The organism is Nocardioides sp. YR527 (genome assembly GCF_900101045.1).
In the GTDB taxonomy this organism is placed as follows: Bacteria; Actinomycetota; Actinomycetes; order Propionibacteriales; family Nocardioidaceae; genus Nocardioides.
Map to the genome: position 1 here is coordinate 238671 of NZ_FNFN01000005.1, position 23983 is coordinate 262653.

The 23983-nt window shown below is 71.8% G+C and carries 26 protein-coding genes; 6 read left to right on the forward strand and 20 right to left on the reverse strand.

Annotated elements, in window-relative coordinates:
• Positions 1 to 25: 25 nt before the first annotated feature.
• From BLT25_RS16695 to BLT25_RS16715, 5 genes are read right to left on the reverse strand one after another with little or no spacing between them, the layout of a single operon-like run.
• The gene (locus BLT25_RS16695) at positions 26 to 772 is read right to left on the reverse strand and encodes an SDR family NAD(P)-dependent oxidoreductase (protein ID WP_091048135.1); all 747 of its coding nucleotides are present in this window, start codon (positions 770 to 772) and stop codon (positions 26 to 28) included.
• Positions 769 to 1296, reverse strand: coding sequence for an aromatic-ring-hydroxylating dioxygenase subunit beta (locus BLT25_RS16700; RefSeq protein ID WP_091048138.1), 528 nt, complete (start codon positions 1294 to 1296; stop codon positions 769 to 771). The genes BLT25_RS16695 and BLT25_RS16700 overlap by 4 nt, the downstream gene beginning before the upstream one ends.
• The gene (locus tag BLT25_RS16705) at positions 1289 to 2587 is read right to left on the reverse strand and encodes an aromatic ring-hydroxylating oxygenase subunit alpha (protein ID WP_091048140.1); all 1299 of its coding nucleotides are present in this window, start codon (positions 2585 to 2587) and stop codon (positions 1289 to 1291) included. The genes BLT25_RS16700 and BLT25_RS16705 overlap by 8 nt, the downstream gene beginning before the upstream one ends.
• On the reverse strand, positions 2584 to 2976 hold the full coding sequence (locus BLT25_RS16710; protein WP_091048142.1) for a hypothetical protein: 393 nt from the start codon (positions 2974 to 2976) through the stop codon (positions 2584 to 2586). The genes BLT25_RS16705 and BLT25_RS16710 overlap by 4 nt, the downstream gene beginning before the upstream one ends.
• A gap of 28 nt (positions 2977 to 3004) precedes the next feature.
• Positions 3005 to 4150 carry an acyl-CoA dehydrogenase family protein gene (locus BLT25_RS16715; protein ID WP_091048144.1) on the reverse strand — a complete coding sequence of 382 codons (1146 nt, stop codon included), beginning with the start codon at positions 4148 to 4150 and terminating at the stop codon, positions 3005 to 3007.
• Between the two features lie 176 nt (positions 4151 to 4326).
• Here BLT25_RS16715 and BLT25_RS16720 point away from each other — a divergent pair, with 176 nt between their 5' ends.
• From BLT25_RS16720 to BLT25_RS16740, 5 genes are all read left to right on the forward strand, one after another.
• Entirely contained in the window at positions 4327 to 5844 is a 1518-nt protein-coding gene (locus tag BLT25_RS16720) for a PAS domain-containing sensor histidine kinase (protein ID WP_091048146.1), read from the forward strand.
• A gap of 70 nt (positions 5845 to 5914) precedes the next feature.
• Positions 5915 to 6439 (forward strand): flavin reductase, encoded by a 525-nt coding sequence (locus BLT25_RS16725; protein WP_091048149.1) that lies wholly within the window; start codon positions 5915 to 5917, stop codon positions 6437 to 6439.
• A 14-nt stretch (positions 6440 to 6453) separates the two neighbouring features.
• Entirely contained in the window at positions 6454 to 6717 is a 264-nt protein-coding gene (locus tag BLT25_RS16730; protein ID WP_091048838.1) for a hypothetical protein, read from the forward strand.
• A complete protein-coding gene (locus BLT25_RS16735; protein ID WP_218131378.1) occupies positions 6714 to 7970 on the forward strand; it encodes an amidase family protein in 1257 nt (418 codons plus the stop codon). Before BLT25_RS16730 ends, BLT25_RS16735 begins: the two co-directional genes overlap by 4 nt.
• A 17-nt stretch (positions 7971 to 7987) precedes the next feature.
• Positions 7988 to 8632, forward strand: coding sequence for a response regulator transcription factor (locus BLT25_RS16740; RefSeq protein WP_091048153.1), 645 nt, complete (start codon positions 7988 to 7990; stop codon positions 8630 to 8632).
• Here the strand turns inward: BLT25_RS16740 and BLT25_RS16745 are convergent.
• From BLT25_RS16745 to BLT25_RS16755, 3 genes are all read right to left on the reverse strand, one after another.
• Positions 8629 to 9195, reverse strand: a complete 567-nt coding sequence (locus BLT25_RS16745) for a nuclear transport factor 2 family protein (RefSeq protein ID WP_091048154.1) — start codon at positions 9193 to 9195, stop codon at positions 8629 to 8631. The two genes, BLT25_RS16740 and BLT25_RS16745, sit on opposite strands and share 4 nt — an antisense overlap.
• Positions 9192 to 10520, reverse strand: coding sequence for an MFS transporter (locus BLT25_RS16750; protein WP_091048157.1), 1329 nt, complete (start codon positions 10518 to 10520; stop codon positions 9192 to 9194). The genes BLT25_RS16745 and BLT25_RS16750 overlap by 4 nt, the downstream gene beginning before the upstream one ends.
• Positions 10521 to 10628: 108 nt before the next feature.
• Positions 10629 to 11936 (reverse strand): oxygenase MpaB family protein, encoded by a 1308-nt coding sequence (locus BLT25_RS16755; protein ID WP_091048159.1) that lies wholly within the window; start codon positions 11934 to 11936, stop codon positions 10629 to 10631.
• 61 nt (positions 11937 to 11997) lie between these two features.
• Between BLT25_RS16755 and BLT25_RS16760 the strand changes: the two genes are divergently transcribed.
• Complete coding sequence (locus tag BLT25_RS16760; RefSeq protein WP_218131379.1) at positions 11998 to 12600, forward strand: TetR/AcrR family transcriptional regulator; 603 nt, start codon at positions 11998 to 12000, stop codon at positions 12598 to 12600.
• 20 nt (positions 12601 to 12620) lie between these two features.
• On the opposite strand, the gene BLT25_RS30210 is transcribed toward BLT25_RS16760, so the two are convergent.
• From BLT25_RS30210 to BLT25_RS16815, 12 genes are all read right to left on the reverse strand, one after another.
• Positions 12621 to 13325, reverse strand: a complete 705-nt coding sequence (locus BLT25_RS30210) for an MFS transporter (protein ID WP_218131380.1) — start codon at positions 13323 to 13325, stop codon at positions 12621 to 12623.
• A 24-nt stretch (positions 13326 to 13349) separates the two neighbouring features.
• Positions 13350 to 13943, reverse strand: a complete 594-nt coding sequence (locus BLT25_RS30215; RefSeq protein ID WP_218131381.1) for an MFS transporter — start codon at positions 13941 to 13943, stop codon at positions 13350 to 13352.
• A gap of 195 nt (positions 13944 to 14138) precedes the next feature.
• Positions 14139 to 14591, reverse strand: a complete 453-nt coding sequence (locus BLT25_RS16770) for a MaoC family dehydratase (protein ID WP_091048163.1) — start codon at positions 14589 to 14591, stop codon at positions 14139 to 14141.
• On the reverse strand, positions 14591 to 15814 hold the full coding sequence (locus BLT25_RS16775) for an acetyl-CoA C-acetyltransferase (RefSeq protein WP_091048165.1): 1224 nt from the start codon (positions 15812 to 15814) through the stop codon (positions 14591 to 14593). Before BLT25_RS16775 ends, BLT25_RS16770 begins: the two co-directional genes overlap by 1 nt.
• 13 nt (positions 15815 to 15827) lie before the next feature.
• Positions 15828 to 16676 (reverse strand): FAS1-like dehydratase domain-containing protein, encoded by an 849-nt coding sequence (locus BLT25_RS16780; RefSeq protein ID WP_218131382.1) that lies wholly within the window; start codon positions 16674 to 16676, stop codon positions 15828 to 15830.
• A 17-nt stretch (positions 16677 to 16693) separates the two neighbouring features.
• Complete coding sequence (gene fabG, locus BLT25_RS16785; protein WP_091048169.1) at positions 16694 to 17431, reverse strand: 3-oxoacyl-ACP reductase FabG; 738 nt, start codon at positions 17429 to 17431, stop codon at positions 16694 to 16696.
• A gap of 1 nt (position 17432) precedes the next feature.
• A complete protein-coding gene (locus tag BLT25_RS16790) occupies positions 17433 to 18593 on the reverse strand; it encodes an acyl-CoA dehydrogenase family protein (protein ID WP_091048172.1) in 1161 nt (386 codons plus the stop codon).
• On the reverse strand, positions 18590 to 19423 hold the full coding sequence (locus tag BLT25_RS16795; RefSeq protein ID WP_091048174.1) for an HpcH/HpaI aldolase/citrate lyase family protein: 834 nt from the start codon (positions 19421 to 19423) through the stop codon (positions 18590 to 18592). The genes BLT25_RS16790 and BLT25_RS16795 overlap by 4 nt, the downstream gene beginning before the upstream one ends.
• 79 nt (positions 19424 to 19502) lie before the next feature.
• Positions 19503 to 20762: a CoA transferase gene (locus BLT25_RS16800; RefSeq protein WP_091048176.1), complete on the reverse strand. Its 1260-nt coding sequence runs from the start codon at positions 20760 to 20762 to the stop codon at positions 19503 to 19505.
• Positions 20749 to 22131, reverse strand: coding sequence for an MFS transporter (locus tag BLT25_RS16805; protein WP_091048178.1), 1383 nt, complete (start codon positions 22129 to 22131; stop codon positions 20749 to 20751). The genes BLT25_RS16800 and BLT25_RS16805 overlap by 14 nt, the downstream gene beginning before the upstream one ends.
• Positions 22128 to 22913: a CoA-transferase subunit beta gene (locus BLT25_RS16810; RefSeq protein WP_091048180.1), complete on the reverse strand. Its 786-nt coding sequence runs from the start codon at positions 22911 to 22913 to the stop codon at positions 22128 to 22130. The genes BLT25_RS16805 and BLT25_RS16810 overlap by 4 nt, the downstream gene beginning before the upstream one ends.
• Positions 22910 to 23854, reverse strand: coding sequence for a CoA transferase subunit A (locus BLT25_RS16815; protein WP_091048183.1), 945 nt, complete (start codon positions 23852 to 23854; stop codon positions 22910 to 22912). Before BLT25_RS16815 ends, BLT25_RS16810 begins: the two co-directional genes overlap by 4 nt.
• Between the last annotated feature and the right edge of the window lie 129 nt (positions 23855 to 23983).

A 23983-nucleotide genomic window follows, 5' to 3' on the forward strand; every position in this document is an offset into this window, starting at 1 on the left:
CTCCTGATGGTGTTCGGTGTGCGGGTCAGCGGAGGTGGAGACCGCCGTTGGCGTCCCAGCAGGCGCCGGTGACGGACGCGGCGTCCGGTGAGGCGAGGAGGGCGACCATGTCGGCGATGAAGCGCATGCTCCCGAGGCGGCCGACCGGGATACCGGCCACGAGCCCGTCGAGCCCGTCGCCGAGGAGCTCGCGGACCATCGGGCTGTCCTGGGGACCGGGGGAGACCGCGTTGACCGTGACCCCGCGAGCCGCGAGCTCCCGGGCGAAGACCTTCGTCGCGGACAGCACCGCGCCCTTGGAGGAGGCGTAGTGCCCGCCGGTGGCGGTGCCGCCGTTCTGGCCGGCCAGCGAGGCGATGTTCACGATCCGGCCGTAGCCGGTCTCGGCCATCGCGGTCCCGAAGACCTGGCAGGCGTAGAAGGTGCCGTTGAGGTTGACCCGCATGACCTGGTCCAGCTCGTCCGGGGTGATCTCGAGCAGCGGCCGCGCCTGGGTGCGGGCGGCGTTGTTGACGAGGACCTCGACGCTGCCGAGATCGGCCACGACCGCGGCGTACAGCTTCTCGACGGCCGTCCGCTCGCCGACGTCCACGGTGTAGGCCCGCGCGTCTGGTCCTTGCGCGGCGAGCTCGGCGGCGAGCTCGGTCGCCGCCTCGGCCGAGATGTCGGCGATCGCGACCCGGTGCCCGCCGGCGTGCAGCCGGCGGGCGATCTCGCGGCCGAGACCGGTCGCCCCGCCGGTGACGACGGCGACCGGTGCCTGGGCGCTCACAGCAGGAACCCGGCCGCGGGGACCGCGTCGTCGGCGTCGACGAGGCGGACGACCTTGCGGACGATCCGGTCCTCCTCGGGGGTCGCGCCGAGCCGGATCACGTGGTCCACCTCGCCGGCCCACAGGTCGTGGCTGCCGCGCTTGTACGCGACCAGGACCTGGGCGGCGCGCAGCGACACCTCCTCGTCGGAGACGGCGGCCGGCACGAAGCGGGAGACCGTGCGTACGGTCGTGGCGGCGTCGACGGCCGCGATGGCGAAGCCCTCGGTCATCCGGGCCACGCGCAGCCGCCGCATCCGGGCGTCGTCGTAGACCATGTTCAAGATGTCGTCGAAGGACTCGGCGTCGCGGTCGATCGGGATGACGTAGACCGCGTCGTCGCTGTAGAGCGCCTGCCAGGTCTCGTAGTCCTTGGCGTCGAGGACGGCGGCCTCGCGCCAGACCAGCTCGATCGCGCGGACCACCCGCGGGTCGGCCACGGACAGCACCGGGGCGGGCATGGTCACAGCAACGGTCTCAGTCATCGCTCATCATCTGCTTCCACTGCTGGTACGCGGCACGCATGCCGGTCTCGTCGGTCACGTGGCTGGTGGGCCAGCCCTGGTCGGACGGCTTCTCGCGGCCCAGGCCGCGGTTGACCATGATCGGCATCTCGGGTGCGCCCTGGGCGCCGCGCTGGACGCGGTCCCAGCCCTCGGAGTCGTCCGGGGTGCCGAAGCCGAAGGGGCCCTGGAAGTGCTCGTGGGCGCGCAGCCGCTCCCGGTTGACCGGGTCCACGATCTCGGCCGGGCCGTCGGGGCCGAGGGCGACGTGCTCGACGTAGGTCTCGTTCACGCTGATCGGCCGGAGCACGCGGAGGAAGGAGATCGACATCGACACGTTCGGGAACAGGTTGAGGTTGAACCCGGTGCCGTGCACCGCCCGGACCAGCCGGCGGATCTCGGCCTCCTCGACCCCGCGCTCACGGAGGTCGGCGACCAGCGGGTCGAACCGGGGCTGCAGCGGCTCGCTGCCGTCGTCGGTCTCCAGGTCGGAGTGCTCGGGCACCATCTGCATCACCGAGTGGCCGTTGCCGAGGTCGTGCGTGACCGCCGTCGGGTCGGTCATGAACGACATCATCTCGGCGGTCTCGGCGTCGACCGAGGCCATCCAGGAGCGGTGCACGATCGGGAAGTGGTAGCCGTCGGTGGTGTTCTCGAGCTGGATCTTCCAGTTGCCCTTGAACTTGAACTGGTGGGTGCCGATCACCTTGATCGGGTAGCCGCCGCCCTGCGCCATGAACCGGTCGATCCAGAGCTTCACGTCGCCGAGGAAGTCCTCGAGCGGCTCGATGTCCAGGGCGTTCGTCGCGAAGACCATCCCGCCGTAGGACTCGGTGCGCAGCTTCTTCAGGCCGAGCCCGGACTTGTCCATCACGCCCTCGTAGCCCTCGGGGTACGGGATGCCGCGCAGCTGGCCGTCGAGGCCGTAGGACCACGCGTGGTAGGGGCAGGTGAAGCCGTTGGCGTGGCCGGAGCGCTGCTCGCACAGCGAGGCACCGCGGTGCCGGCAGCGGTTGACCATCGTGTGGATGTTGCCCTTGCGGTCGCGGGTCACGATGACCGGCTGCCTGCCGACGTACGTCGACTTGAAGCTGCCGGCCTTCGGCAGCTCGGACTCGTGGGCGACCCAGACCCAGGTGCTCTCGAAGACCTTCGTCATCTCCTGCTCGAAGATCTCCGGGTCGGTGTACATCCGCCCGGCGACCCGGTCCTCGAGCACCAGGTCGGCAGGGGGCAGGTCGTGAACGGTCTCGGCCGTGAAGTCGGTGGTCATCGGGCTGCGTCCTTCGTGGGGTCCTCGTACTCGCGTGGGGTGAGGGCGCGGCCGATCCGCGCCTCGATCTTGGCGAACTTCCAGAGCTTCCAGGGGCTCGTGCCGACGGTGATGGTCCGCAGCAGGCCGCAGGCCTCCTTGACCGTCTCCTGGGCGTCGACGTCGCAGAGCAGGTAGCAGGTCCAGGGCCAGCCGTCGGAGGGGCCGACCATGTGGGAGTCGTCGTCGATGTCGCCGATGAAGTCGACCCCGGGCAGCGCCTTGATGCCGTCCATCAGGCCGACGAACGCGGTCCAGACGTCGCCGGGCTCGACCCCGCCCTCGGGCAGGTCGAAGAAGTTCTGGTTGATGCCGATGCAGAACAGGACGCGGAGCGGCGGTGTGCTCACGGGCGGTCTCCTCTCGGGTAGGGGTGGCTCACTGGAAGCCGGGGACGGTGGGCGGCTGGCCCATCAGCACGGCGCCGGCGGCGTCGTACATCGCGGGGCCGAGGAACGCGTGCTGTTGGGGGACCAGGGCGTCACCGAGCAGCCACTGCAGGGGATGGCCCGTGCTGATCGCCCCGGTGCCGGACAGGTGGATCACCTGGTTCACGACCTCGGCCGCCGTCTTCGCGAGGTGCGTCGCGGAGAGCCGCAGCTGGGCGTTCTGCCGGCTCGTGGCCGGGTCGCCGGCGAGGACGGTCTGCCAGGTCTCCTCGCTGACCTCGAAGAAGTACGCCCGGGCGGAGCGCAGGTTCGCCTCCGCCTCCGCCAGACCGATCCGGTAGTAGGCGCGGTCGGCCAGCTTCGGCGCTCCGGTGACGCCGGTACGTCCGGCCCCGACCTCGGTGGCGAAGTCGAGGGCGGACCGGGCGACGCCGGCGCCGACGACGGCGAGCACCTGGGCGGCGTACGCGAGGGTGGGGTAGCGGTAGAGCGGCTCGTCCACGGTCGGCTCGCCCCCGCGGATGAAGGTCCACTCGCGCGGCACCTCGACATGGTCGACGGCGAGGTCGAACGAGCCGGTGCCCTTCATCCCGACGACGTCCCACTCCTGCACGATCTCGACCTGGTCGGGCCGCAGCAGGGCGGTACGCGGCTTCCCGGCCGTCGAGTCGTCGCCGGGGATGCCGACGCCGAGGATGTCGGCGCCCATGCAGCCACTGGCGAACTTCCAGCGGCCGTTGACCAGGAAGCCGGCCTCGGTCGGCTCGGCGTGCTGGACGGGGAACAGCCCGCCGGCGAAGCACACGTCCGGGCCGTCGGCGTAGAGCTCGGCCTGGGTCTCGAGCGGAAGAGCGGCGAGGTAGACCAGCGCCGAGCCGAAGCTCGCGACCCAGCCGGTGGAGCCGTCCACCGCCGCGATCCGCTCGATCCGCCTCAGGAACTCCGCGGGCGGCAGCGGATCGCCGCCGAACCGCTTCGGCGTCGAGGCGCGGTAGATACCGGTCTCCTTGAGCCGGGCCACGAAGTTCGGCGACACATAGCGCTGGTCGCGGAACTCCTGCCGGCGGCTGGTGAGCTCCACCAGGACGTCCTCGAGCGGGACCGTCGCTGGACGGCTCTCCTGGGTCTGGACCATCGGTTGCTCCTCATCGATCGGGTCTGCCCCCGACGCTAGGTTCGGGCCCGGGCAGCGTCGATTGGTCAATGCCTGCGGTGCCGGGGGATTCCCTCCCAGGGGCGTAGGGGATTTCTTCAGCACTCCCGTGAGGCGGGGGCTGCCGCAGACCGCGGCGCGCTCCTACGCTGGCCGGTATGCAGGTCGACTCCGCGGCACCCGAGCTGGTGACCGAAGACTTCGTCGCGATGATGGACGCCTCCAGCATGTGCGTGCTGATCCACGACGCCGGAACGAAGAACATCCTGTGGGCCAACCGCGCGGCCTGCGACATGCTCGAGTTCACCGTCGCCGAGATGCGGCCGCTCAAGGCCAACCACATGAGCAGCTCGGCGCAGCAGTACGACCGGGTTCTCGGCCGGGCCTGGCTCCAGGACGCCGTCGAGCTCGGGTCCAGCCGGATCGAGTGGCACTACCGGTCCCGGTCCGGGCGGATCATCCCGACCGACGCCATCGCCGTCCGGGTCGAGCTCGCCCAGGGGCCGGCGGTCATGGTGCAGTTCCGCGACATCGCCCGGGAGCAGGAGGTCGAGCGCGAGCTCAGGCTGACCACCTCCTACGTCGACGCGCTGGCGCGTCACACCTCGACGGTCGCGTTCATGCTGGACGAGGTGGGCGCCGTCCGCTTCGCCACCGACACGGCGCTCGGCTACATCGGTCTGACCGGTGACGACGACCCGCCGGCGGGACATCCGCTGACGACGTACGGACGGCTGCGGCGAGGTGGTCTGCCGGTGTCGTGGGAGGACACCGCGGCGGGTGCGGCGCCGGTCGGGCCGGTCCAGCTCGAGCTGCTCGGTGACGGCGCGAGCGCCATCTGGCTGGAGGGGAGCATCGAGCGGCTGCGCGTCCAGGAGGTCGACGCCTACCTGATGATCCTGCACGACGTCTCCGAGCGGGTCCGCGGCGAGGCGCGGCGTGAGCTCGAGCTGCGCCACGAGAACTACCTCGCCCGCTACAACGCGATGGGCGACATGGCCATGGCGATCGCGCACGAGCTCGGCCAGCCGCTGGCGGCGGCCGGCAACTTCATCGCCGGGATCCGTGGTCGCGCGAGCTCGCTGGCCCAGGCGGGGGAGCTGCCGCAGCGTTTCGCCGACCAGGTGGCGTACGGCCTGGACAGCGCCGCCCGGCAGATCGACCGCGCGACCGGGATCGTCAGCGCGCTGCGCTCGTTCGTCGGCCACCTCGAGCAGGTCGAGCAGGTCGTCGACCTCAACGAGGTGGTCCGCGAGTGCCTCTACTTCATCCGGCTCCGGGCGGCCGCGAGCGACGTGGACCTGCAGGTCGAGCTGGGCGACGCACCCGTTCTCGTCCGCTGCGAGCAGGTGCTCACCGGACAGGTGGTGATGAACCTGTGCTTCAACGCGATCGACGAGATGACCGCCTGCGACCGCGACGTACGCCGGATCGAGGTCACCGTGCGGACCACCGACGGGATGGGAGTGGTCACCGTGGACGACCACGGCCGGGGCTTCGTGCGCGACCCGTTCGCCGAGTCGTTCACCAGCAAGGAGGCGGGCAGCGGGATCGGCCTCGCGCTGAGCCACCGGATCATCACCCGCCAGCACGGCAGCATCTGGGCCGAGCACCGTGACGCCGGCGGGTCCCGCTTCGGCTTCGCGCTGCCCCTGGCCGAGGAGCCGGGCACCTAGGGGAAATCCTCAGCGGGCGGGGTGGAACTCTCGATATCTCGGCGCCGTGAGCCCGGCATAACGTCGAGACATGTCCGACGAGCTCACCACGAACCAGCGTGAATTCCGCGCCGCCATGGCGAACCTGTCGGCCGCCGTGAACGTCGTCACCACCGACGGCGTCAGCGGGCGGGCCGGGATAACCGTCAGTGCGGTGTGCTCGGTGACCGACACACCGCCGACGCTGCTGGTGTGTGTCAACCAGTCCAGCTACACCCACGACATCTTCCGTACGAACCGCCGGGTCGCCATCAACGTCCTGGGCCGTCAGCACGAGGAGCTCGCGATGCACTTCGCGGGCGCGACCGCGCTCTCGATGGAGGAGCGGTTCGCGCTCCCGGCCTGGGACCACGACCGCCACGGTGTGCCGGTGCTCGAGGATGCGGCGGCCGTCCTGGTCGGCCGCGTCGGGGCCGAGTTCACCCAGGGCACCCACACGGTGCTCTTCGTCGAGGTCGACCACGTCAGCGTGCACGACGAGGCCGGCGCGCTGCTCTACTTCCAGCGCGGCTTCCACCGGATCACACCCGCGACGCCGGTTGCGGCGAGCGCCTGAGGCAGGGGACGCAGATGAGCGAGCGTACGACGCTGATGTGCTACAACGACACGCACGGCTACGGCTGGCGCCACGTCGACCTCTTCGTCCACGACGCCGAGGGCCGTGAGCTCAACTGGGTCCACTGGCAGGTCCCGGCCGACGGCCCCGACGCCGCCGACGACGTCACCGCGCAGATCGAGCCGTCGTTGCGGCGTACCTCGGGGTGGCGGCACGCGGTGAGCGCCAGCGGCATGGACTACTGGGAGGCCGACGCGACCTGGGAGGACGAGGCGTGAGCGCGGCCCCGTGGTCACTGCGCGCGCTGGTCGAGGACCTGCGAGCCGGGCGGACCACGACCGGCGCGGTCTGGGCCAGGTTCCGCGAGCGGGTGGCGGAGACCGATCCTGCGTTGCGAGCCTGGGTGGCTCTCGCCGACCCGCCCCCGGCGCCCGGACCCGGACCGCTCGGCGGCATCCCGCTCGGCGTCAAGGACATCATCGACGTGGCCGGGCTGCCGACCCGCTGCGGTGCCGCGGTACGTTCCGACGCCTCGCCCGCGCAGGCGGATGCGGCGATCGTCTCGGCCTGGCGTGCCGCCGGCGCGCTCCCGGCGGGGAAGACCGTGACCACCGAGTTCGCCTTCTTCGCGCCCGGCCCGACCGCCAACCCCGCGGCGCCGGGACACACCCCGGGCGGTTCCTCGAGCGGATCGGCGGCCGCCGTCGCGTCCGGCCAGGTGCCGTTGGCGCTCGGCTCGCAGACCGCCGGCTCGGTGACCAGGCCCGCCGCCTACTGCGGCGTCGCGTCGCTGGTCATGAGCCACGGCCGGTTCCCGGTCGCCGGGGTCACCGGCCTGAGCCCGAGCCTGGACAGCCACGGCGTCATCGCCTGCTCGGTCTCCGACCTCGCCCTCGCCTGGTCGGCGCTCACCGGCGCCCCGGACCTGGGCGCTCTCGGAGGTCCGCCCCGGATCCTGCTCTGGGCCGCCGACCCGCTCGACGTCGTCGAGGAGCCCATGCGGGCCGCGCTCGCCGCGGCGGTCGAGCGGCTGCGTACGGCCGGGGCGACCGTGGACACCTTCCCCGAGGAGCGGCTCGTCGCCGACGTGACCCGCGCCCACCCGGTCGTGATGGCCTTCGAGGCCGCCCGCGAGCGTGCCGCGGAGCTGGCCAGGGCCGGGGAGATCAGCGATCAGCTCGCCCTGCTGCTCCGCACCGGGGACGCCACGTCTCTGGTGGACTACCGGGCCGCTTCCGAGGTCGTCGACGTCGGCGAGGAGACGGTCGCCCGGCTGCTGTCGTCCTACGACGTCATCCTCGGCCCGGCCGCTCCCGGGCCAGCGCCGCGCGGGCTCGACGCCACCGGCGACCCGGTGCTCAGCCGCGCCTGGCAGGCCATGGGCCTGCCGACCGTGACCGTCCCGGGACTGGCCGACGACCACGGGCTGCCGCTCGGTGTCCAGCTGATCGGCCCCGGCCGCGGCGAGACCGACCTGATCGGCCATGCTGCGTGGGTGGAACGACACCTGACCGGATCGGTCCGGTCCTAGAGTGAGGGTGGTGCCCCATGAACCCGTCCGACTCCGCACAGCCCGATGACCCGGTGGCTCCGGTGGTCCACATCGTCGATGACGACGAGGACCTCCGGCAGTCGCTGGTCTTCCTGTTCGAGAGCGTCGGCATCACCGCCTTCATCTACCCGGACGCACCCACGTTCCTCGACGAGATGGACCCGGAGGAGCCGAGCGTCGTCATCGTCGACGTACGGATGCCCGGGCTGAGCGGGTTCCAGCTGCAGGAGCAGCTGGTCGCGCGGGAGTATCCCGCGCCCGTGATCTTCTGCTCGGCCCACGGCGACATCCCGATGTCGGTGCGCGCCCTGCGCCAGGGTGCGGTGGACTTCCTGGAGAAGCCCTACGAGCCGCAGAAGATGCTCGAGGTCGTCCAGGAGCACCTGGCTGTCGCGGCTCGGCGCTTCGCCGAGGACCGGTGCCGCCGTGCCGTCTCCGCCCGGATCGACTCCCTCACCCCGCGAGAGCGCGAGGTGCTCCGCCTCGTCGTCGCCGGGCTCCCGAGCCAGCACATCGCGCGTCAGCTCGGGACCAGCGTCAAGACGGTGGACGTGCACCGCGCCCGGATCAAGGCGAAGACCGAGGCCGAGAGCCTGGGCACCCTCGTCCGGGACGTCCTGCAGTACCGCGTCACGGTCTAGTCCCGCTCGGGCGGATCCATCAGCACCGACGTCGACGGGTACGCCGAGGCGAAGCCGTCGGGCAGCGGCGCCACGAACACGTTCTCGGTGCGCGTGCGCGTGATCAGCCAGCGACCCTCACCCTCGCGCCGGAAGGCGTTGTCGAGCCGGCTCGAGCGCAGCAGCGCGGTGCCGTCGGCGTACAGCCAGGGCTGCATGTGGATCCACTGCCCCTCGGCGTGGTCGCCGTCGACGTGGAGCTGCTCCGAGGTCAGGTAGTGGGCGTTCAGCACCAGGGCAGGGGTCCGCTCGGGCGACCAGAACCGCTCGAAGTGGGCCCGGATCTGGTCATGACCCTCCGCCCGGCCGAACTGGCCGTCGTAGTACTCCCCGACGCCCTCCCAGACGGCGTCATGGGCGTAGAGATCCATGACGAGATCGATGCGCCGGGCATCGTCGGACACGCCCGCCTCGGGGCAGGGGGTGTCGCACAGGAACATGTAGCGGGCCTGGAGGCGGCGGATCTCCGCCTCCGCCTCCAGGACCGCCACCCGGCGCCGCAGCGCCTCCAGCTCGTCGGTCATCGACCTGTCCTCGTCCGGACCGGCGCGGTCTCGGGGAGCACCAGCAGGCACACGACGGTCACGGCCATCCCGGCGGCCAGGTAGTAGCCGACGGAGGAGGCCTGGCCGGTCCATTCGATGAGCCGGTTGGCGATCGAGGGGGAGAGACCGCCACCCAGCACCGCACCGACCTGGTAGGCGAGCCCGGCACCGGACTGGCGCTGCTCCGGTGTGAACAGCTCGGTGAGGTAGGTGATGAGCGGACCGAACAGGAAGCCGGTCAGCAGGAAGCCACCGGCGATGGCGAGCGCCCACGAGGCCAGCGTCCCCTGCTGGGCGATGGGGAAGAGGACCAGCATGTACGCCAGGACGGCCACCGCACCGGCGAGCATCACCGGCTTGCGTCCGAGACGGTCCGAGAGCCTGGCCCCGGCCACGACGGTGACGGCGTGCAGGGCGAGACCGGGCAGCGTGCACCACAGGACGGACTTGATCTCGAGGCCGAGTCCCTGCGGGGCGGGGGAGGCGGCGTAGGAGAGCATGAAGCCGGCCAGGACGAACATCACCGCGTTGAGTCCCATGTTGGCGCCGGCGGCCAGCAGCAGGCGGCGCCAGTTGTCGCGCAGGACGTTCCAGATCGGGATCCGGGCGATCTGCTGAGCCGTCTGCTCGGAGGCCAGCTCCTGGAACACCGGCGACTCCTCGAGCGCACGCCGGGCCCAGATGCCCACCAGGAGGACCAGGGCCCCGGCGAGGAACGGGATGCGCCAGCCCCAGCTCTGCACGGCGCTGGCCGGCAGGTAGAAGACGAGCACGAACGCGAGGTTCGCGAGGAGCGCGCCGAGGGGCGAGCCGAGCGCCACGAAGGCGCCGTACGCGGCTCGCTGGGTGATCGGGGCGTGCTCGACGGCCAGCACGGAGGCGCCGCCGAGCTCGCCACCGCGGGAGAACCCGTGCACCATCCGCAGCACGATCAGCAGGACCGGCGCGGCGACCCCGATCGAGGCGTACGAGGGGAGCAGGCCCATCAGGACGGTGGCGCCGCCCATCAGGTAGAAGGTGATGAGCATGGCCTTCCGCCGGCCGTGGCGGTCGCCGACCCAGCCCATCACGACGGCGCCGAGCGGCGCGACGACGTAGCCGAGGGTGTAGGTCGCCAGGCTCATGAACGAGGCGAACCAGGGATCGGTGTCCCCGGAGAAGAAGACGGCCGGGAAGACCAGCGCCGAGGCGACGGTGTAGATCGAGAAGTCGAAGAACTCCAGCGATGTCCCGGCGCCGGCGCCGATGGCCAGTCGTCTGGTCTGGGCAGGGGTGGTGCGTTCCGGTGCCGTGGTGTCGGTCATGCGGTCTCCTGGTGTGGTGTGGACCACAGCACACTAGGAATCGCGCAGGTCGACCGACCATTGGAGGAGTCTCGCCCCGTGGTGAGGGAATCCCTTACGCGGCCCCTCTCAGCCGGCCATCGTGCCGTGAGCCTCGGTCATCGCCTCGTCGACCCCGTACGCCGTCAGCCGCTTGCGCAGCACCCGGAGGGTGTAGGCGTCGAACGGCGCGTGGAGCCGGCCGGAGCAGGCGCGGGTGACCAGGACGTAGCGGCCGAGGACGAAGGGCGCGGTCGCGGCGACGAGGGCGCGGTCGAGCAGGGCGAGATCGACGCCCATCGTCCCGCTGCCGCGGCCGAACGCCTGGGTGAAGAAGGTCCGGCTCCAGGCGAGCTCGACACGGTCGGCGACCCGGTCGTAGGGCGTCCGTCCCGGGCGGAGATAGGCCGCGAGCGTGGAGCGCACCAGCTCTCCGCAGGTGGCGTCGTCGAAGTCGTGCCGCAGCGTCGCCGCCCGGGCGTGGAAGACCCGGACGATGCCCTCGGGGTCGGCGGGCAGGAGGTCCTCGGGCAGCCCCATGAGGAAGCAGCGATAGCGGACGAACTCGTGGATCGCGCGCTCGCGGGCGGTCCACTCGGTGCGGCCCTGGCGCACCGCGGCCGTGGCCAGGATGTAGATCGGGATCATGCCGGCGGGCATCTGGTCGACCTGCGGGACGGGGACGCCGAAGACCTGCTGGTCCCACTTCGCCGACCGCTTGAGCGCGTTGTAGCGGACGACGGAGTGCATCAGGCGTACGTGTGCGGTGGTCTCGAAGCCGACGCCGAAGCGGTCGAGGGCGCCCGGCAGGGTGGTGACGGCGAAGAAGCTGCTCGTCTCGATGACGCGCCGCGCGGCCCGCTTGTCGGAGAGCGCGCCGGTCAGCGCCATCGGCAGCGCGGCGTAGGTGTTGATGAAGGTGGCGAGGAACGCGCCGCGGATGATGAACGGCGCGAACAGCGCCGCGCTGACCCGGGAGTGCCGCGCGCCCTCCTCGACCAGGTCCATGTCGAGCCAGTCCGGCACGACCTCCATGGACGCGATGAACGTGCGCAGCTCCTCGGGTGCGTCCGGGACGGCGTCGACGCCCTCGCGACACGCGGTGGACAGCATCCGGATCAGGCCCTTCATGCCGTGGTCGTCGACCAGGGCGGCGTACGGGTCGGCGACGACGTCGCCGAGCATCGTCGCGGAGCGCATCAGCTCGACGACCTTCTCGTCGGCGAGCAGGCCGGCGCGGTCGTCGACGCCCCGGGGCAGCGAGGACCTCACGTCCGGGTCGGTGGTGAAGCGGTAGGGCGTCGCGGACAGGTCGACGTCGCCGTACATGTGCGGCTGGAGGACGGCCTGGGAGCGGACCCGCTCGGCCAGCTCGGGGTAGTGGAGCGTCGTCGTCATCACCCTCAACTTTCAGTCTGTTAGTTCCTATCTGACAGGTTGAAAGTTAGGCTGTCAAGCAATGAGTTCCGCAGTCACCCGCAAGCGCATGACCGGCCAGGATCGCCGCGAGCAGATCCTCGACGTCCTGCTCACGATCGTCGACGCCGAGGGGTTCCACGCCGCCACGCCCAACCGGGTCGCGGAGGAGGCCGGGGTGACCCGGCCCGTGCTCTACCAGCAGTTCGGCGACATGGCCGGGCTCTACGTCGCCCTCGTCGACCGAGAGTTCGCCCGCGCCGGGGAGCAGTTCGCCGCCGGGGTCGCCGCGCTGGACCTCTCGGACCCGTCGACCGTCTTCGTGGGGACCTTCCGGGTGGCGCTCGACTCGCTCGCGACCTCGCGCGCGACCTGGCGGCTGTTCCTGTTCCCGCCGCAGGGGGCGCCGCCGGCCCTGCATGCCCGGCTCGAGGAGTCCGAGGCCGTCGTGCGAGCCTTCCTCCGGCGGGGGCTGGAGTCGGTCTTCCCGAGCACCCCCGACCCGGAGATGGTGGCCCGTCTGCTGCACGCGTCGGGACGGGAGCTGCTCAGGATGCGGCTCGAGGATCCGGCCGAGGCGACCGAGGAACGCCTGATCGCCCTCGTCGAGCACCAGGTGGGGCTCCGCCTCGCGGCGCTCGACTGAGGGCGATCAGGCGTCAGGGGTCAGTGCGTGGCGGAAACCGTCGCGGGCTCGTCGGCCGCCGCCTCGGCGGTCTTCCGGCCGAGCAGCGCGCGGGAGCAGAACAGCGAGATCAGGGTGGTCACGACACCGAAGGCGACCGGCACCACGATGCTGCCGGAGGTGTCGAGGAGCCACTGCAGGATCATCGGCGTCGTCCCGCACAGCGCCCCGGAGAGGCCGTACGTCACCGAGATCCCGGTGTAGCGGACCCGGGCCGGGAACGCCTGGGCGAGCATGCCGGCCATGATCGCGTAGAACATCACGTCGGGGATGGTGGCCAGCACCGCGCCGATCATCGCCAGCGTCCAGTTCCCGGTGCCCATCAGCACGAACATCAGCGCGAGCGCGGGCACCTCGAGGGCGAGCAGGAAGGTGACCAGGGTGCGCGGGTTCCAGCGGGTGGCGAGCACCGCACCGAACGGCTGCACGAAGAACTGCACGAGGCTGGCGATCAGGATGATGGTCAGGAAGGAGTCCTTCCCGAAGCCGAGGTGGGTGGTGGCCCAGGAGAGCGCGAAGGTGTCGCGGGCGTAGACGACCACGAAGACGCACAGGATGCCGAAGACGCCGAGGGTCAGCTCGCGGGAGTTGCTGCGGAACAGCTCGATCACCGGGACCCGGACCACCTCGTTGCGCTCATGGAGGTCCTTCATCGCCGGGGACTCCTCGAGGCTGAGCCTGATCACGAGGCCGACCACGACCAGCGCGGCCTATGCCAGGAACGGCAGTCGCCAGGCCCATTCGAGAAGGGCGTCGTCGGGGAGCAGGCCGGTGACGGCGAGGAAGCTGAGGGTGGCCAGGATCCGGCCGGCGGGGGAGCCCTGCTGGGCGAAGGCGCCGAACAGGAAGCCGCGGTCGGGGCGGGTGTGCTCGGTCGCGATCAGCACCGCGCCGCCCCACTCGCCGCCGACGGCGAGGCCCTGCAGCAGCCGGAGGATGATCAGCAGCACCGGCGCCGCGGCGCCGATCGCGGCGTGCGTGGGGAGCAGGCCGACGCCGACGGTGGTCACGCCCATGAGCAGCAGGGTCAGGATCAGGGAGCGCTTGCGGCCGATCCGGTCACCGAGGTGGCCGAAGACCACACCGCCGAGCGGCCGGGTCAGGAACCCGACGGCGAACGTCGCGAAGGAGAGCAGGGTCGCGACCGCGGGCTCGGCGTTGCTGAAGAACAGCGGCCCGAAGACCAGAGCGGACGCGGTGCCGTAGATGTAGAAGTCGTACCACTCGATGGTGGTGCCGACGAACGCGGCGATTCCCGCCTTGCGGGCCATCCGTTCGTCGGGGACGCGCGTTGACTGGGTCATGGGGACTGCTCCTCCGGGGATTGTGTGTCGTCACGCACCGGAATGCTGTGTGACCGCGTTCACACTAGGAACGATCGCCATTGCACGTCCAACACCAAATGTAGATGGCATTGATATCACCCTTGAGCCCAATGTGTTCCGGGCATGCCAAGGCCGCCGATCGTCCACAGGGACGATCGGCGGCCTCGTGAGGGGTCAGGGAAGGACCAGCGTGATGCTCTCCGCGACGCAGACCGGTCGCTCGGCGCCTTCGGCCTCGACGGTCCAGGCGACCAGCACCTGGGTCCCGGCCGGGACCGCCCGGACCTCCTTGATCCGTGGCGTGGCCCGGATCTTGGTGCCGACCGCGACCGGTGCGGGGAACCGCACCTTCTCGAGCCCGTAATTGAGCCGGGCCGAGCCGGCCGCGATCGTGTAGAGCTCGGTGGAGAAGCCCGGCAGCATCGACAGGGTGAGGTAGCCGTGCGCGATCGTGCCGCCGAACGAGGAGGCGGTGGCGCGCTCGACGTCGACGTGGATCCACTGCTGGTCACCGGTGAGCTCCGCGAAGCGGTCCACGCGGTCCTGGGTGATCTGCACCCAGTCCGTGGTGCCGAGCTCCTCGCCGACAGCGGCCTCGATCGCCGCGATCGAGGTGAACGTACGCATCACACCACCCGCTCGAAGACGGCGGCGAGGCCCTGGCCGCCGCCGATGCACATGGTCTCGAGGCCGTAGCGGGCCTCGCGGCGGTGCAGCTCGCGGGCGAGCGTGCCGAGCATGCGGACACCGGTGGCACCGACCGGGTGACCCAGCGAGATGCCGGATCCGTGGACGTTGGTGCGCTCGAGGTCCTCGTCGGTGAACTTCCACTCGCGCATCACCGCCAGCGCCTGGGCGGCGAAGGCCTCGTTGAGCTCGATGACGTCGATGTCGGCCATCGTCAGGCCGGCCTTGGCGAGGGCCGCCTCCGTGGCGGGGACCGGGCCGATGCCCATCACGTCGGGACGTACGCCGGCAGCGGCCCAGGACACGAGCCGGACCAGCGGCCGCAGGCCGAGCTGCTCGGCCGTCTCGGCGGTGGTGACCAGGCACATCGCGGCGGCGTCGTTCTGGCCGCTGGCGTTGCCGGCGGTGACGGTCGCCTCCGGGTCGGAGGAGCCGAGGATCGGCCGCAGCCTGGCGAGCGACTCCATCGTGGTGTCGGCGCGGGGGTGCTCGTCGGTGTCGACGACGACATCGCCCTTCCGCGACGGCACGGTGACCGGCACGATCTCGTCGGCGAAGACGCCGCTCTGCTGGGCGGCGACGGCGCGCTGGTGGGAGCTGACGGCGAGCCGGTCCTGCTCCTCGCGGCCGATGGCGTACTCCCGGCGCAGGTTCTCGGCGGTCTCGAGCATGCCGCCCGGCACCGGGTGGAACCGGCCGCCGGGGGTCTGGCGGCCACGGGTGAGGCCGTCGTGGATCTGCACGCCGCTGCGCGCGCCGCCCCAGCGCATGTCGAGGGAGTAGAAGGCGACGTTGCTCATCGACTCCGCGCCGCCGGCGACCACGATCTCGCTGGCGCCGGAGGCCACCTGCATCACCGCGTTGGCGACGGCCTGCAGCCCGGAGCCGCAGCGACGGTCGACCTGCTGGCCGCCGACGGTGACCGGGAGCCCGGCGTCGAGGCCGACCACGCGGCCGATGGCCGGTGCCTCGGCGTTGGGGTAGCAGTGACCGAGGATGACGTCGTCGATCCGCTCCGGGGCGATGCCGGTGCGGTCGAGCAGGCCCTGCAGGGCGGTGACGCCGAGGTCGACCGGGCTCAGGTCCTTGAAGACGCCGCCGTAGCGGCCGATCGGGGTGCGGACGGGCTCGCAGATGACCACGTCGCGGGAGGTGTCGTTCATGGGTGGGTGCCTTTCAGGGGGTTGCGGTCGCCAGCTCGGCCCTCAGGCCGGCCAGCGCGGTGCCGTCGGGGCGCCGCAGCGCCACCTCGGCGGTGTCGGGGGCAGGTCGGTCGATGCTCACGAGGGCAGGGTCTCCGCAGAACAGCGGAGCGGTGTTGCGATGCCTCAGGAGGCGTACGGCCCGGTCGGGGTGGGCCAGCCGGATCGCCTCGGCGAGGACCAGGGTCGAGAGCGGGCCGTGCACGACGAGGCCCGGATAGCCCTCGACCCGGGTGGCGTAGGGCCAGTCGTAGTGGATCCGGTGCGGGTTGGCGCTCGCCGCGCTGAACCGCATCATCAGCGTCGGGTCGGTGACGAAGCGCCAACCGTCGTCCTCGGCCACCAGCGGTGGCCCGGCGGGGTCGACGACTGCGGGCTCGGGGTCCGGGAACGACGAGGGCGCCGGTGCCGCGTCGCGGTAGATCAGGTCCTGCCGTTCCTCCACGAGCAGGTCCTCGCGCTCGGCGTCGACCAGGCGGGTGAGCACCTTGACGACCGCCAGCCGGCCGCTGCGGCCGTCCTTCTCCTCGACGGAGACGACCTCGGACTCGCGGACGACCTCGGCACCGACCCGGAGGTCGCCGTGGAACGTCACCTCGCCGCCGGCGAACATCCGCCGCGGCAGGTCGATCGGTGGCAGGAAGTCCCCGCGGCGTGGGTGACCGTCGACGCCGATGACCGACGACACCGGCCAGCGCGGGAGCGCGACCCAGTGCCACAGCGGCGGGAGTACGTCCCCGGCGACCGGCACCGGAGTGCCGCTGTCGAGCAGCGCGCCGAGGGCGGCGACCGGACCCGCCTCGAGGGTCTCGGTCGTCGTCACCCGCCGCGGCCGCCAGCTCACATGAACCTTCCGCCGGTCACCTCGGCGACCGTGCCGGTCATGTACGAGGAGAGCGAGGAGGCGTAGAACAGCGCGACGTTGGCGATCTCGGCCGGCTCGCCGGCGCGGCCCATCGGGATCTCGGCCATCTTCTCGTCCCAGATCCGCTGCGGCATCGCCTCGGTCATCGCGGAGCGGATCAGCCCGGGCTGGATCGCGTTGACGCGGACGCCGTGGTGGGCCATCTCCTTGGCGGCGGCCTTGGTCAGCCCGACGATGCCGGCCTTCGCGGCGGAGTAGTTGGTCTGCCCGACCATCCCGACCTTGCCGGAGATGGAGGAGATGTTCACGATCGCGCCGGACTTCTGCTCGCGCATCCGGGCGGCGGCGAGCCGGGTGCCGTGCCAGCAGCCCTTCAGGTGCACGGCGATGACCTGGTCGAACTGGTCCTCGGTCATCTTCCGCATGGTCGCGTCGCGGGTGATGCCGGCGTTGTTGACGACGATGTCGAGCGAGCCGTACGTCGCGACCGCGGTCTCGAGAGCGCGCTCCACGTCCTCGGCGCTGACCACGTCGCAGGCCACGCCGGTGGCCACGTCCGGGCCCAGCTCCTTGGCGGCGGCCTCGGCGGCGGCGCCGTCGAGATCGGCGAGCACCACCCGGGCCCCCTCCGCCACGAAGCGCTCGGCGACGGCGAGGCCGATGCCCTGCGCGCCTCCGGTGATGACCGCGGTCCGGTTCTCGAGAAGTGCCATGTCAGTTCTTTCCCTTCTGGTCGCGCGCCACCAGCTGGGCGGCGATCACGTTGCGCTGGATCTCGTTGGTGCCCTCGCCGACGATCATCAGCGGGGCGTCGCGGAAGTAGCGCTCAACGTCGTACTCCTTGGAGTAGCCGTAGCCGCCGTGCACCCGCACCGCGTCGAGAGCGACCTGCATGGCCGCCTCCGAGGCGAAGAGCTTGGCCATCCCGGCCTCCATGTCGGCGCGGTCGCCGGCGTCGAGCCGCTCGGCCGCGTCGAGGGTCATCAGCCGGGCGGCGCGCATCTTGGTGCCCATCTCGGCGAGCAGGTTGCCGACCGACTGGTGCTTCCAGATCGGCTTGCCGAAGCTCTCCCGGGTCTGGGCGTAGGAGAGCGCGTCGTCGAGCGCGGCCTGGCCGACGCCGACGGCGCGGGCGGCGACCTGGATCCGGCCGACCTCGAGGCCGCGCATCATGTGGCCCCAGCCGAGGTGGGGTGTGCCGCCGAGGACGGCGGTCGCCGGGACGCGCATCTTGTCGAAGGTGAGCTCGCAGGCCTCGACGCCGCGGTAGCCGAGCTTGGGGATCTTGCCCGAGACGGTGAGCCCGTCGCCGGGTTCGACCAGCACCACGCTCATGCCCCGGTGGGCGGGCTTCGCGGAACGGTCGGTGATGCAGAGCAGCCCGATCAGGCCGGCGTGCTGGGCATTGGAGATCCAGGTCTTCGAGCCGGTGATGAGGAGATCGTCGCCCTCGGCGTCGGCGAAGGTACGCATGCCCTGCAGGTCGCTGCCGCCGGACGGCTCGGTCAGCGCCATCGTGGCGCGCAGGCTGCCGTCGGCCATCCTCGGCAGGTAGTCCTGCTGTTGCTGCGGGGTGCCGAAGTGGCGGACCAGGTAGCTGATCACCGAGTGTCCGCCGATCGCGCCGGCCAGGCTCATCCAGCCACGGGCGAGCTCCTCGGTCACCCGCGCGAAGCAGGCCGTGCTCACGTCGACGCCGCCGTGCTCGGCGGGCACCAGGAGGCCGAAGAAGCCGAGCTTCTTCATCTCCTCGATGAGCTCTGTGGGATAGATGTCGTCCGCCTCGAACTCGCGCACCCGGGGGCGTACGCGCTCGTCGACGAAGTCGGCGACGAGCCGGACCATGTCCTGCTCGTCGGGGGTCAGGCTGCTCATCTGGCTTCTCCTGGGTTGGGTCGGGTGAGGGAGACGATGCGGCGGGCGCGGGCGACGACGGGGGCGTCGACCATCCGGCCGTCGACGAGGGCGACACCGTCCTCGGTCGCGGCGGCCAGGACGCGCTCGGCCCAGGCGACCTCGTCGGGGGTGGGGGCCAGTGCGGTGGCGGTGGGAGCCACCTGGCCGGGGTGGATGCAGAGCTTGCCGGCGAACCCGAGAGCCGCGGCCGCGGTGACGTCGGCGGTCAGCCGCTCGTGGTCGCGTACGTCCCCGGTGACGCCGTCGATCGGTCCGGCCAGGCCGCCGATCGCGGAGGCGAGCACCAGGTTCCCCCGCGCCGGCGCGAGGGCGGGTGCGTGGTCGGGATCGACGCCGAGCTCGGCGGCCAGGTCGTAGCTGCCGAAGGCGAGGCGTACGACCCCGGGGGAGCGGGCCAGGTCGATGGCTCGCGCGATGCCGAGCGCGGTCTCGACCAGCGCCACGATCGCGGAACCCTCGGGGAGCGCGGCCAGGACGGCCGCCACGATCTCGGGGCTGTCGGCCTTCGGCAGCACCACGGTCGTCGGAGCGTCCAGGGCCGCCAACGCGGCGATGTCGGCGTCGTGCCAGGCGGAGCCGGCGGCGTTGACGCGCACGGCCACGGTGACCTCGGCCCGGGGGAGCCAGTCGATGACGTGGCCGCGGGCCGCGTCCTTGGACGCCGGGGCCACCGCGTCCTCGAGATCGAGGACGACCACGTCGGGTCCGGCGGCGGCCGCCTTGGCGAACCGCTCCGGTCGGTCGCCGGGTACGAACAGCCAGGTGCGTGCGGTCTCTGCGGTGCTCATCGGGCGACCTCCGTAGCGCGAGCGCCAGAATACGGACGTCGCCCGATGAATGACCTGATGATCACTCGCTGGCGCTCGCTCATCGGACCACCATCTCGCGGGTGCCGATGACACCGCGACCGATCAGGTCGTCCAGTCTGTCGTTGGGCAGCCCGAGAACGCCGGCGAGCACCTCGCCGGTGTCCTGTCCGACGGCGGGCGCCGGCCGGGGCGCGCTCCGCCGGCCGTCGACGGTGATCGGCGCGCCCGGGGCGAGCAGCTCGCCGACGCCGGGCTGGGTGATCGTCGAGAACAGCGGGTGCTCGCGCAGCAGCCGGGCGTCGTCGGCGGCGAGGTCGCGGAAGCTGCGGTAGGGCGACCACAGGATCCGGGTCTGTGCGAGAGCCTTCGTGACGTACGCCGTCTCGTGCTGCTCGAACCAGGCGGCGACCAGGCCGCCGAGCACCGTGCGGTGCCGGAACCGGGCTCCCTCGTCGGAGAGGTCGGCGTCGAGCGCGCGGGCGAGCGCAGTCACCGCCTCGCCGAGGCCGGTGATGCCCAGCAGGTCCGACCACTGCCGCGGGGTGAGGGCCACCAGCATGAAGCGGTCGCCGTCCGCGGTCGTGAAGTCGCGGCCGAAGGTGCCGTAGACGTGGTTGCCGATCGAGCCGCGCTCGCCGGCCGGCCGCAGCTGGGCCTCGGCGAGGTAGCCGAGGTTGCCGGCGACCGCGAGGGCGACGTCCTCCAGCGCGACCCGCACCTCGGCGCCCTCGCCGGTGACCGTACGCCGGCGCTCGGCTGCCAGCAGGCCGGTCGCGAGGTGGAGTCCGGCTGCGAGGTCCCAGGCCGGGACCACGCCGTTCACCGGTGCTGCATGCTCCTCCGGGCCGGTCACGAGCGGGAAACCGGTGCCGGCCTGGACGGTGTAGTCGACGGCGGTCCCGCCGTCGTGGCGGCCGGTGAGGAGCACGTGGATGACGTCGTCGCGACGAGCGCGCAGCGCGGCGTACCCGAGCTCGGTCCAGCGCTCGGTGTTGGTGACCACGATGCCGCCGGACGGGCCGCCTGAGACGACGAGGTCGGCGACCAGCTGCCGGCCCTCGGGCTGGGTGCAGTCGACGGCGATCGCCTTCTTGCCCGGGTTGAGCCCGTTCCAGTAGAGGCTGGCGCCGCCGTCGCTGAGCGGCCAGCGAGTGCGGTCGGGTGCGCCCTCGAGCGGCTCGACGCGGATCACCTCGGCGCCGAGCTGCGCCAGGGTGGTGCCGCACAGCGGCGTCGCCACGAAGCTCGACACCTCGACGACTCTCAGGCCCGCGAGCGGGCCGGCGAGCGGCGTGGGAGCGGGGTCAGCGGTGGTCATGGAACACCCTTTCTGCAACGGGCTGGGAGGGGGCGGCAGGGCCGGGACCGGCCATCGCCCAGGTCAGGGCGACCGCGGCGACCGGCACGCCGTAGACGAGCGAGAGATTTCCGGTCGGGTAGGCGATCGCGACCCAGGAGTAGCCGATGGCGAGGCCGGTGAAGCGGAGCATGTTGTGGATCCCGAGCGCGACCCCGTCGGCGGCCGCCGGCGAGGTCATCAAGCCGAGCGCCGAGGTCGCCTGGACGACACCGATCGCAGCCCCGGTCAGCACCAGCGCGGCCACGGTGAGCCCGACGACCGTGCCGGACCCGGAGGCGGTCGCGGCCAGCGGCAGCGCGAGCAGGCCGAGCGCGAGCAGCACCAGCCCGCCGCGCAGGGTGCGCCGGGCGGTGAACCGTTCGGTGATCCGGGAGGAGAGCGGTGCGGCGAGCGTCATCGCCAGGGCCAGCGCGAGCATGGTGATGCCGATGTGTCCCGGACCCAGGCCGAGGTCACGGCCCAGGTGCAGGGGAGTGGCGACGATCGCCACGCCGAGGCAGCCCATCACCGTGCCGGCGGCCAACGTGCTCGCGACGAACCTGCGCTCGGTGAGCAGGCCGGGCGGTACGAACGGCCCGGCGCTGGTGCGCCCGAGCCGGCTGTGCACGACCAGGACGAGCACGCCCACGGCCGCCATCGCGGCCGCCACCGCGACCTCGCCGTGCTGCCCCAGCCAGCTGACGGCGCCGACGAGGGCACCGACCCCGACCAGGAGCGTCGCCATGCCACTGACGTGGAGCGGGGCGTCGGACGGCGGGACGTCCGGGACGACGGTCAGGCACAGCACCAGCAGCACTGCGCTGAGCGAGGCATGGGTGAGGAACACCCACCGCCAGCCGAGCGTGTCGGCGACCAGACCGCCCAGCGGCGGGCCGAGCGCCTGGCCGACGCCGATCGCGGCCGCCCAGGCGGCCATCACCCTGGCCCGGTTGCCGGCCCAGTGCCGGCCGAGCACCTGCTGGATCGCGGGCGGCACCGCCGAGCAGGCGATCCCCTGCAGGGCGCGCATCACGACCAGGAACGCGAGCCCCTGGCTGAACGCGGCACCCGCCTGCGCCGCCACCATCAGCAGCAGCGACCCGGCGAGCACCCATCGGGAGCCGAACCGCTGGCACATCCAGCCCGAGATCGGGGCGAAGACGACCATCGCCAGGGTGAAGGCGCTGACCGCGAATACGATCCCGCGCGGCGAGGCCCCGATCGCGTGCGCGATCACGTTGATCGGCGCGCTGATGATCGTGCTCGACAGGGTGCCGAGCGTGGAGCACGCCAGCAGGGCGACGTACGCCGCCCGGCGGGGTTCGTACGTGAGGGTGGACGGGCTCATCGGAGGTAGAGCCGCACCGTGTCGATCTCGTCGCGGAGCAGCCTGACCTCCTCGACGGTGGGCCGGTCGGTCTCGCGTACGTCCTCGGCGACCGGGATGTCCCACCCGGTCGCGGCGCGGACGTCGTCGACGGTGAGGCCGGGGTGGACCTCGCTGATCTCGAGCTCGCCGAGCTTGTCGGGGCGGCGCAGCACCGCCATCGGGGTGATGACGGTCGAGACCCCGTGGCCGGGAGGCACCATCCGCGGGTCCTCCTGATGTGCCCGCACCGGGCTGGGCGAGGTGCAGAAGTCGAGCTCCGCCGGAAGGGCGCCGGGGTCGTGGCGACGCAGCACGACGACGCACTCGCCGGCGTTCGGCATGATCTCGGCCGCTCCGCCGGCGCCGGGGAGCCGGACGGTCGGCTTGTCCCAGTCGCCGATGAAGCTGGTGTTGAGGCTGCCCCAGCGGTCCACCTGGGCCGCGCCGAGGAAGCCGACGTCGACGTGGCCGCGCTGGAGCACGTAGCCGAACAGCGCGGGCATGCTCAGCACCGCGGCGGCCCCGGAGACCAGCACCGAGTCGGCGATGCCCTCCGCCAGGCCCTCCGGCTGCGCGCCGCAGATCCCCGACTCGTAGACCAGCTCGACGTCGGGGTTCACGGTGCGCCGGGCCAGGTCGACGGCGAGCGTCGGCAGGCCGACGCCCGCGAAGACCCGGTGCTTGCCGACCAGCTGCCGGGCGGCGACCGCGGCCAGGAACTCGGTGCTGGCCGGAGCCACGTCGGAGAGCGGCGTACTCATGATGCCTCCTGGGCGGCCACCCGGCGGCGGCCGAAATCGACGGGCTGCGAGGGTCGGGGAGCGACCCCGAGCCCGGCCCAGCGCTCTGCGCCGAGCTTGTCGAGATACGCCTCCCGGTCGGGGACACCGTGCACCCACTCCTCGAGCCAGCCGAGCACCGCCTCCCGGTCGCGGCTGATCGGCGTCCACTCCCGGTAGAAGGCGTTGTCACGGTCGTAGTGGCCCTGCGTGTAGGACGGATGGGCGCCGCCGGGGCACTCCACCACCGCGGTGACCGCGTGCGAGGGCAGCACGGTGCGGTTCGGGTCGGAGCGGACCACGTCCTCCTCGACGATCTCCTCGACGGTCACGATCACGGTCTCGGCCGCGTACGCCGCCTCCTGCTGGGCCCCGACGATGCCCCACATCTGGACGTTGCCGGAGCGGTCGGCGCGCTGGGCGTGGAGGATCGTCACGTCCGGGCGCAGCGGTGGCACGACGTAGATGTCGGGTCCGCCGTAGGGATCGGCGACCTTGCGGATCAGTGGGTTGAGCTTCGGCAGATCGCTGCCGGCGTACGAGCGGAGCGGGAAGAACGGCAGCCCGGAGGCGCCCGCCTGGTAACGGCAGACCATGCCGTAGTGGCTGTACTCCTCGACCTCGAGCGGCTTCGGGTCGGCGTTCTCCACCCGCCGCCGGACCTCGTGCAGGGAGCCCGCCGAGCCACTGGCGAAGAACGAGGCCACGAGCTTCGAGACGCAGCCGGCGGCGATCATCTGGTCGGCCAGCAGGTCGGGGGTCATCCGGCAGAACGTCAGGTCCCGACGGCCCTGGCGGATGATCTCGTGGCCTGCGGCGAACGGGATCAGGTGGCCGAAGCCCTCCAGGGCGACCGTCATGCCGTCCCGTACGTGGGCGGCCACCGCCGAGGTGAGATCGGTGACCTTGTCGGGCGTGGCCATGGGTGCTCCTCGGAGGCGGGCAGGGGGTGGTCAGTGGTCCCAGCCTGCCGCCAGCCGCGTGCCTAACTCCAATACTTCTTCCGCCGCTCACTGTTGACGGATGAGTATGAATAGTTCGAGACAGATATC

What these genes read in the sequence shown, in the direction of transcription:
- BLT25_RS16700 (WP_091048138.1), bottom strand. Translation starts at nt 1,296, where the DNA reads ATGACTGAGACCGTTGCTGTGACCATGCCCGCCCCGGTGCTGTCCGTG.
- BLT25_RS16705 (WP_091048140.1), bottom strand. Translation starts at nt 2,587, where the DNA reads ATGACCACCGACTTCACGGCCGAGACCGTTCACGACCTGCCCCCTGCC.
- BLT25_RS16715 (WP_091048144.1), bottom strand. Translation starts at nt 4,150, where the DNA reads ATGGTCCAGACCCAGGAGAGCCGTCCAGCGACGGTCCCGCTCGAGGAC.
- BLT25_RS16720 (WP_091048146.1), top strand. Translation starts at nt 4,327, where the DNA reads ATGCAGGTCGACTCCGCGGCACCCGAGCTGGTGACCGAAGACTTCGTC.
- BLT25_RS16725 (WP_091048149.1), top strand. Translation starts at nt 5,915, where the DNA reads ATGTCCGACGAGCTCACCACGAACCAGCGTGAATTCCGCGCCGCCATG.
- BLT25_RS16730 (WP_091048838.1), top strand. Translation starts at nt 6,454, where the DNA reads ATGAGCGAGCGTACGACGCTGATGTGCTACAACGACACGCACGGCTAC.
- BLT25_RS16740 (WP_091048153.1), top strand. Translation starts at nt 7,988, where the DNA reads ATGAACCCGTCCGACTCCGCACAGCCCGATGACCCGGTGGCTCCGGTG.
- BLT25_RS16745 (WP_091048154.1), bottom strand. Translation starts at nt 9,195, where the DNA reads ATGACCGACGAGCTGGAGGCGCTGCGGCGCCGGGTGGCGGTCCTGGAG.
- BLT25_RS16750 (WP_091048157.1), bottom strand. Translation starts at nt 10,520, where the DNA reads ATGACCGACACCACGGCACCGGAACGCACCACCCCTGCCCAGACCAGA.
- BLT25_RS16755 (WP_091048159.1), bottom strand. Translation starts at nt 11,936, where the DNA reads ATGACGACGACGCTCCACTACCCCGAGCTGGCCGAGCGGGTCCGCTCC.
- BLT25_RS16760 (WP_218131379.1), top strand. Translation starts at nt 11,998, where the DNA reads ATGAGTTCCGCAGTCACCCGCAAGCGCATGACCGGCCAGGATCGCCGC.
- BLT25_RS30215 (WP_218131381.1), bottom strand. Translation starts at nt 13,943, where the DNA reads ATGACCCAGTCAACGCGCGTCCCCGACGAACGGATGGCCCGCAAGGCG.
- BLT25_RS16770 (WP_091048163.1), bottom strand. Translation starts at nt 14,591, where the DNA reads ATGCGTACGTTCACCTCGATCGCGGCGATCGAGGCCGCTGTCGGCGAG.
- BLT25_RS16775 (WP_091048165.1), bottom strand. Translation starts at nt 15,814, where the DNA reads ATGAACGACACCTCCCGCGACGTGGTCATCTGCGAGCCCGTCCGCACC.
- fabG (WP_091048169.1), bottom strand. Translation starts at nt 17,431, where the DNA reads ATGGCACTTCTCGAGAACCGGACCGCGGTCATCACCGGAGGCGCGCAG.
- BLT25_RS16790 (WP_091048172.1), bottom strand. Translation starts at nt 18,593, where the DNA reads ATGAGCAGCCTGACCCCCGACGAGCAGGACATGGTCCGGCTCGTCGCC.
- BLT25_RS16795 (WP_091048174.1), bottom strand. Translation starts at nt 19,423, where the DNA reads ATGAGCACCGCAGAGACCGCACGCACCTGGCTGTTCGTACCCGGCGAC.
- BLT25_RS16800 (WP_091048176.1), bottom strand. Translation starts at nt 20,762, where the DNA reads ATGACCACCGCTGACCCCGCTCCCACGCCGCTCGCCGGCCCGCTCGCG.
- BLT25_RS16805 (WP_091048178.1), bottom strand. Translation starts at nt 22,131, where the DNA reads ATGAGCCCGTCCACCCTCACGTACGAACCCCGCCGGGCGGCGTACGTC.
- BLT25_RS16810 (WP_091048180.1), bottom strand. Translation starts at nt 22,913, where the DNA reads ATGAGTACGCCGCTCTCCGACGTGGCTCCGGCCAGCACCGAGTTCCTG.
- BLT25_RS16815 (WP_091048183.1), bottom strand. Translation starts at nt 23,854, where the DNA reads ATGGCCACGCCCGACAAGGTCACCGATCTCACCTCGGCGGTGGCCGCC.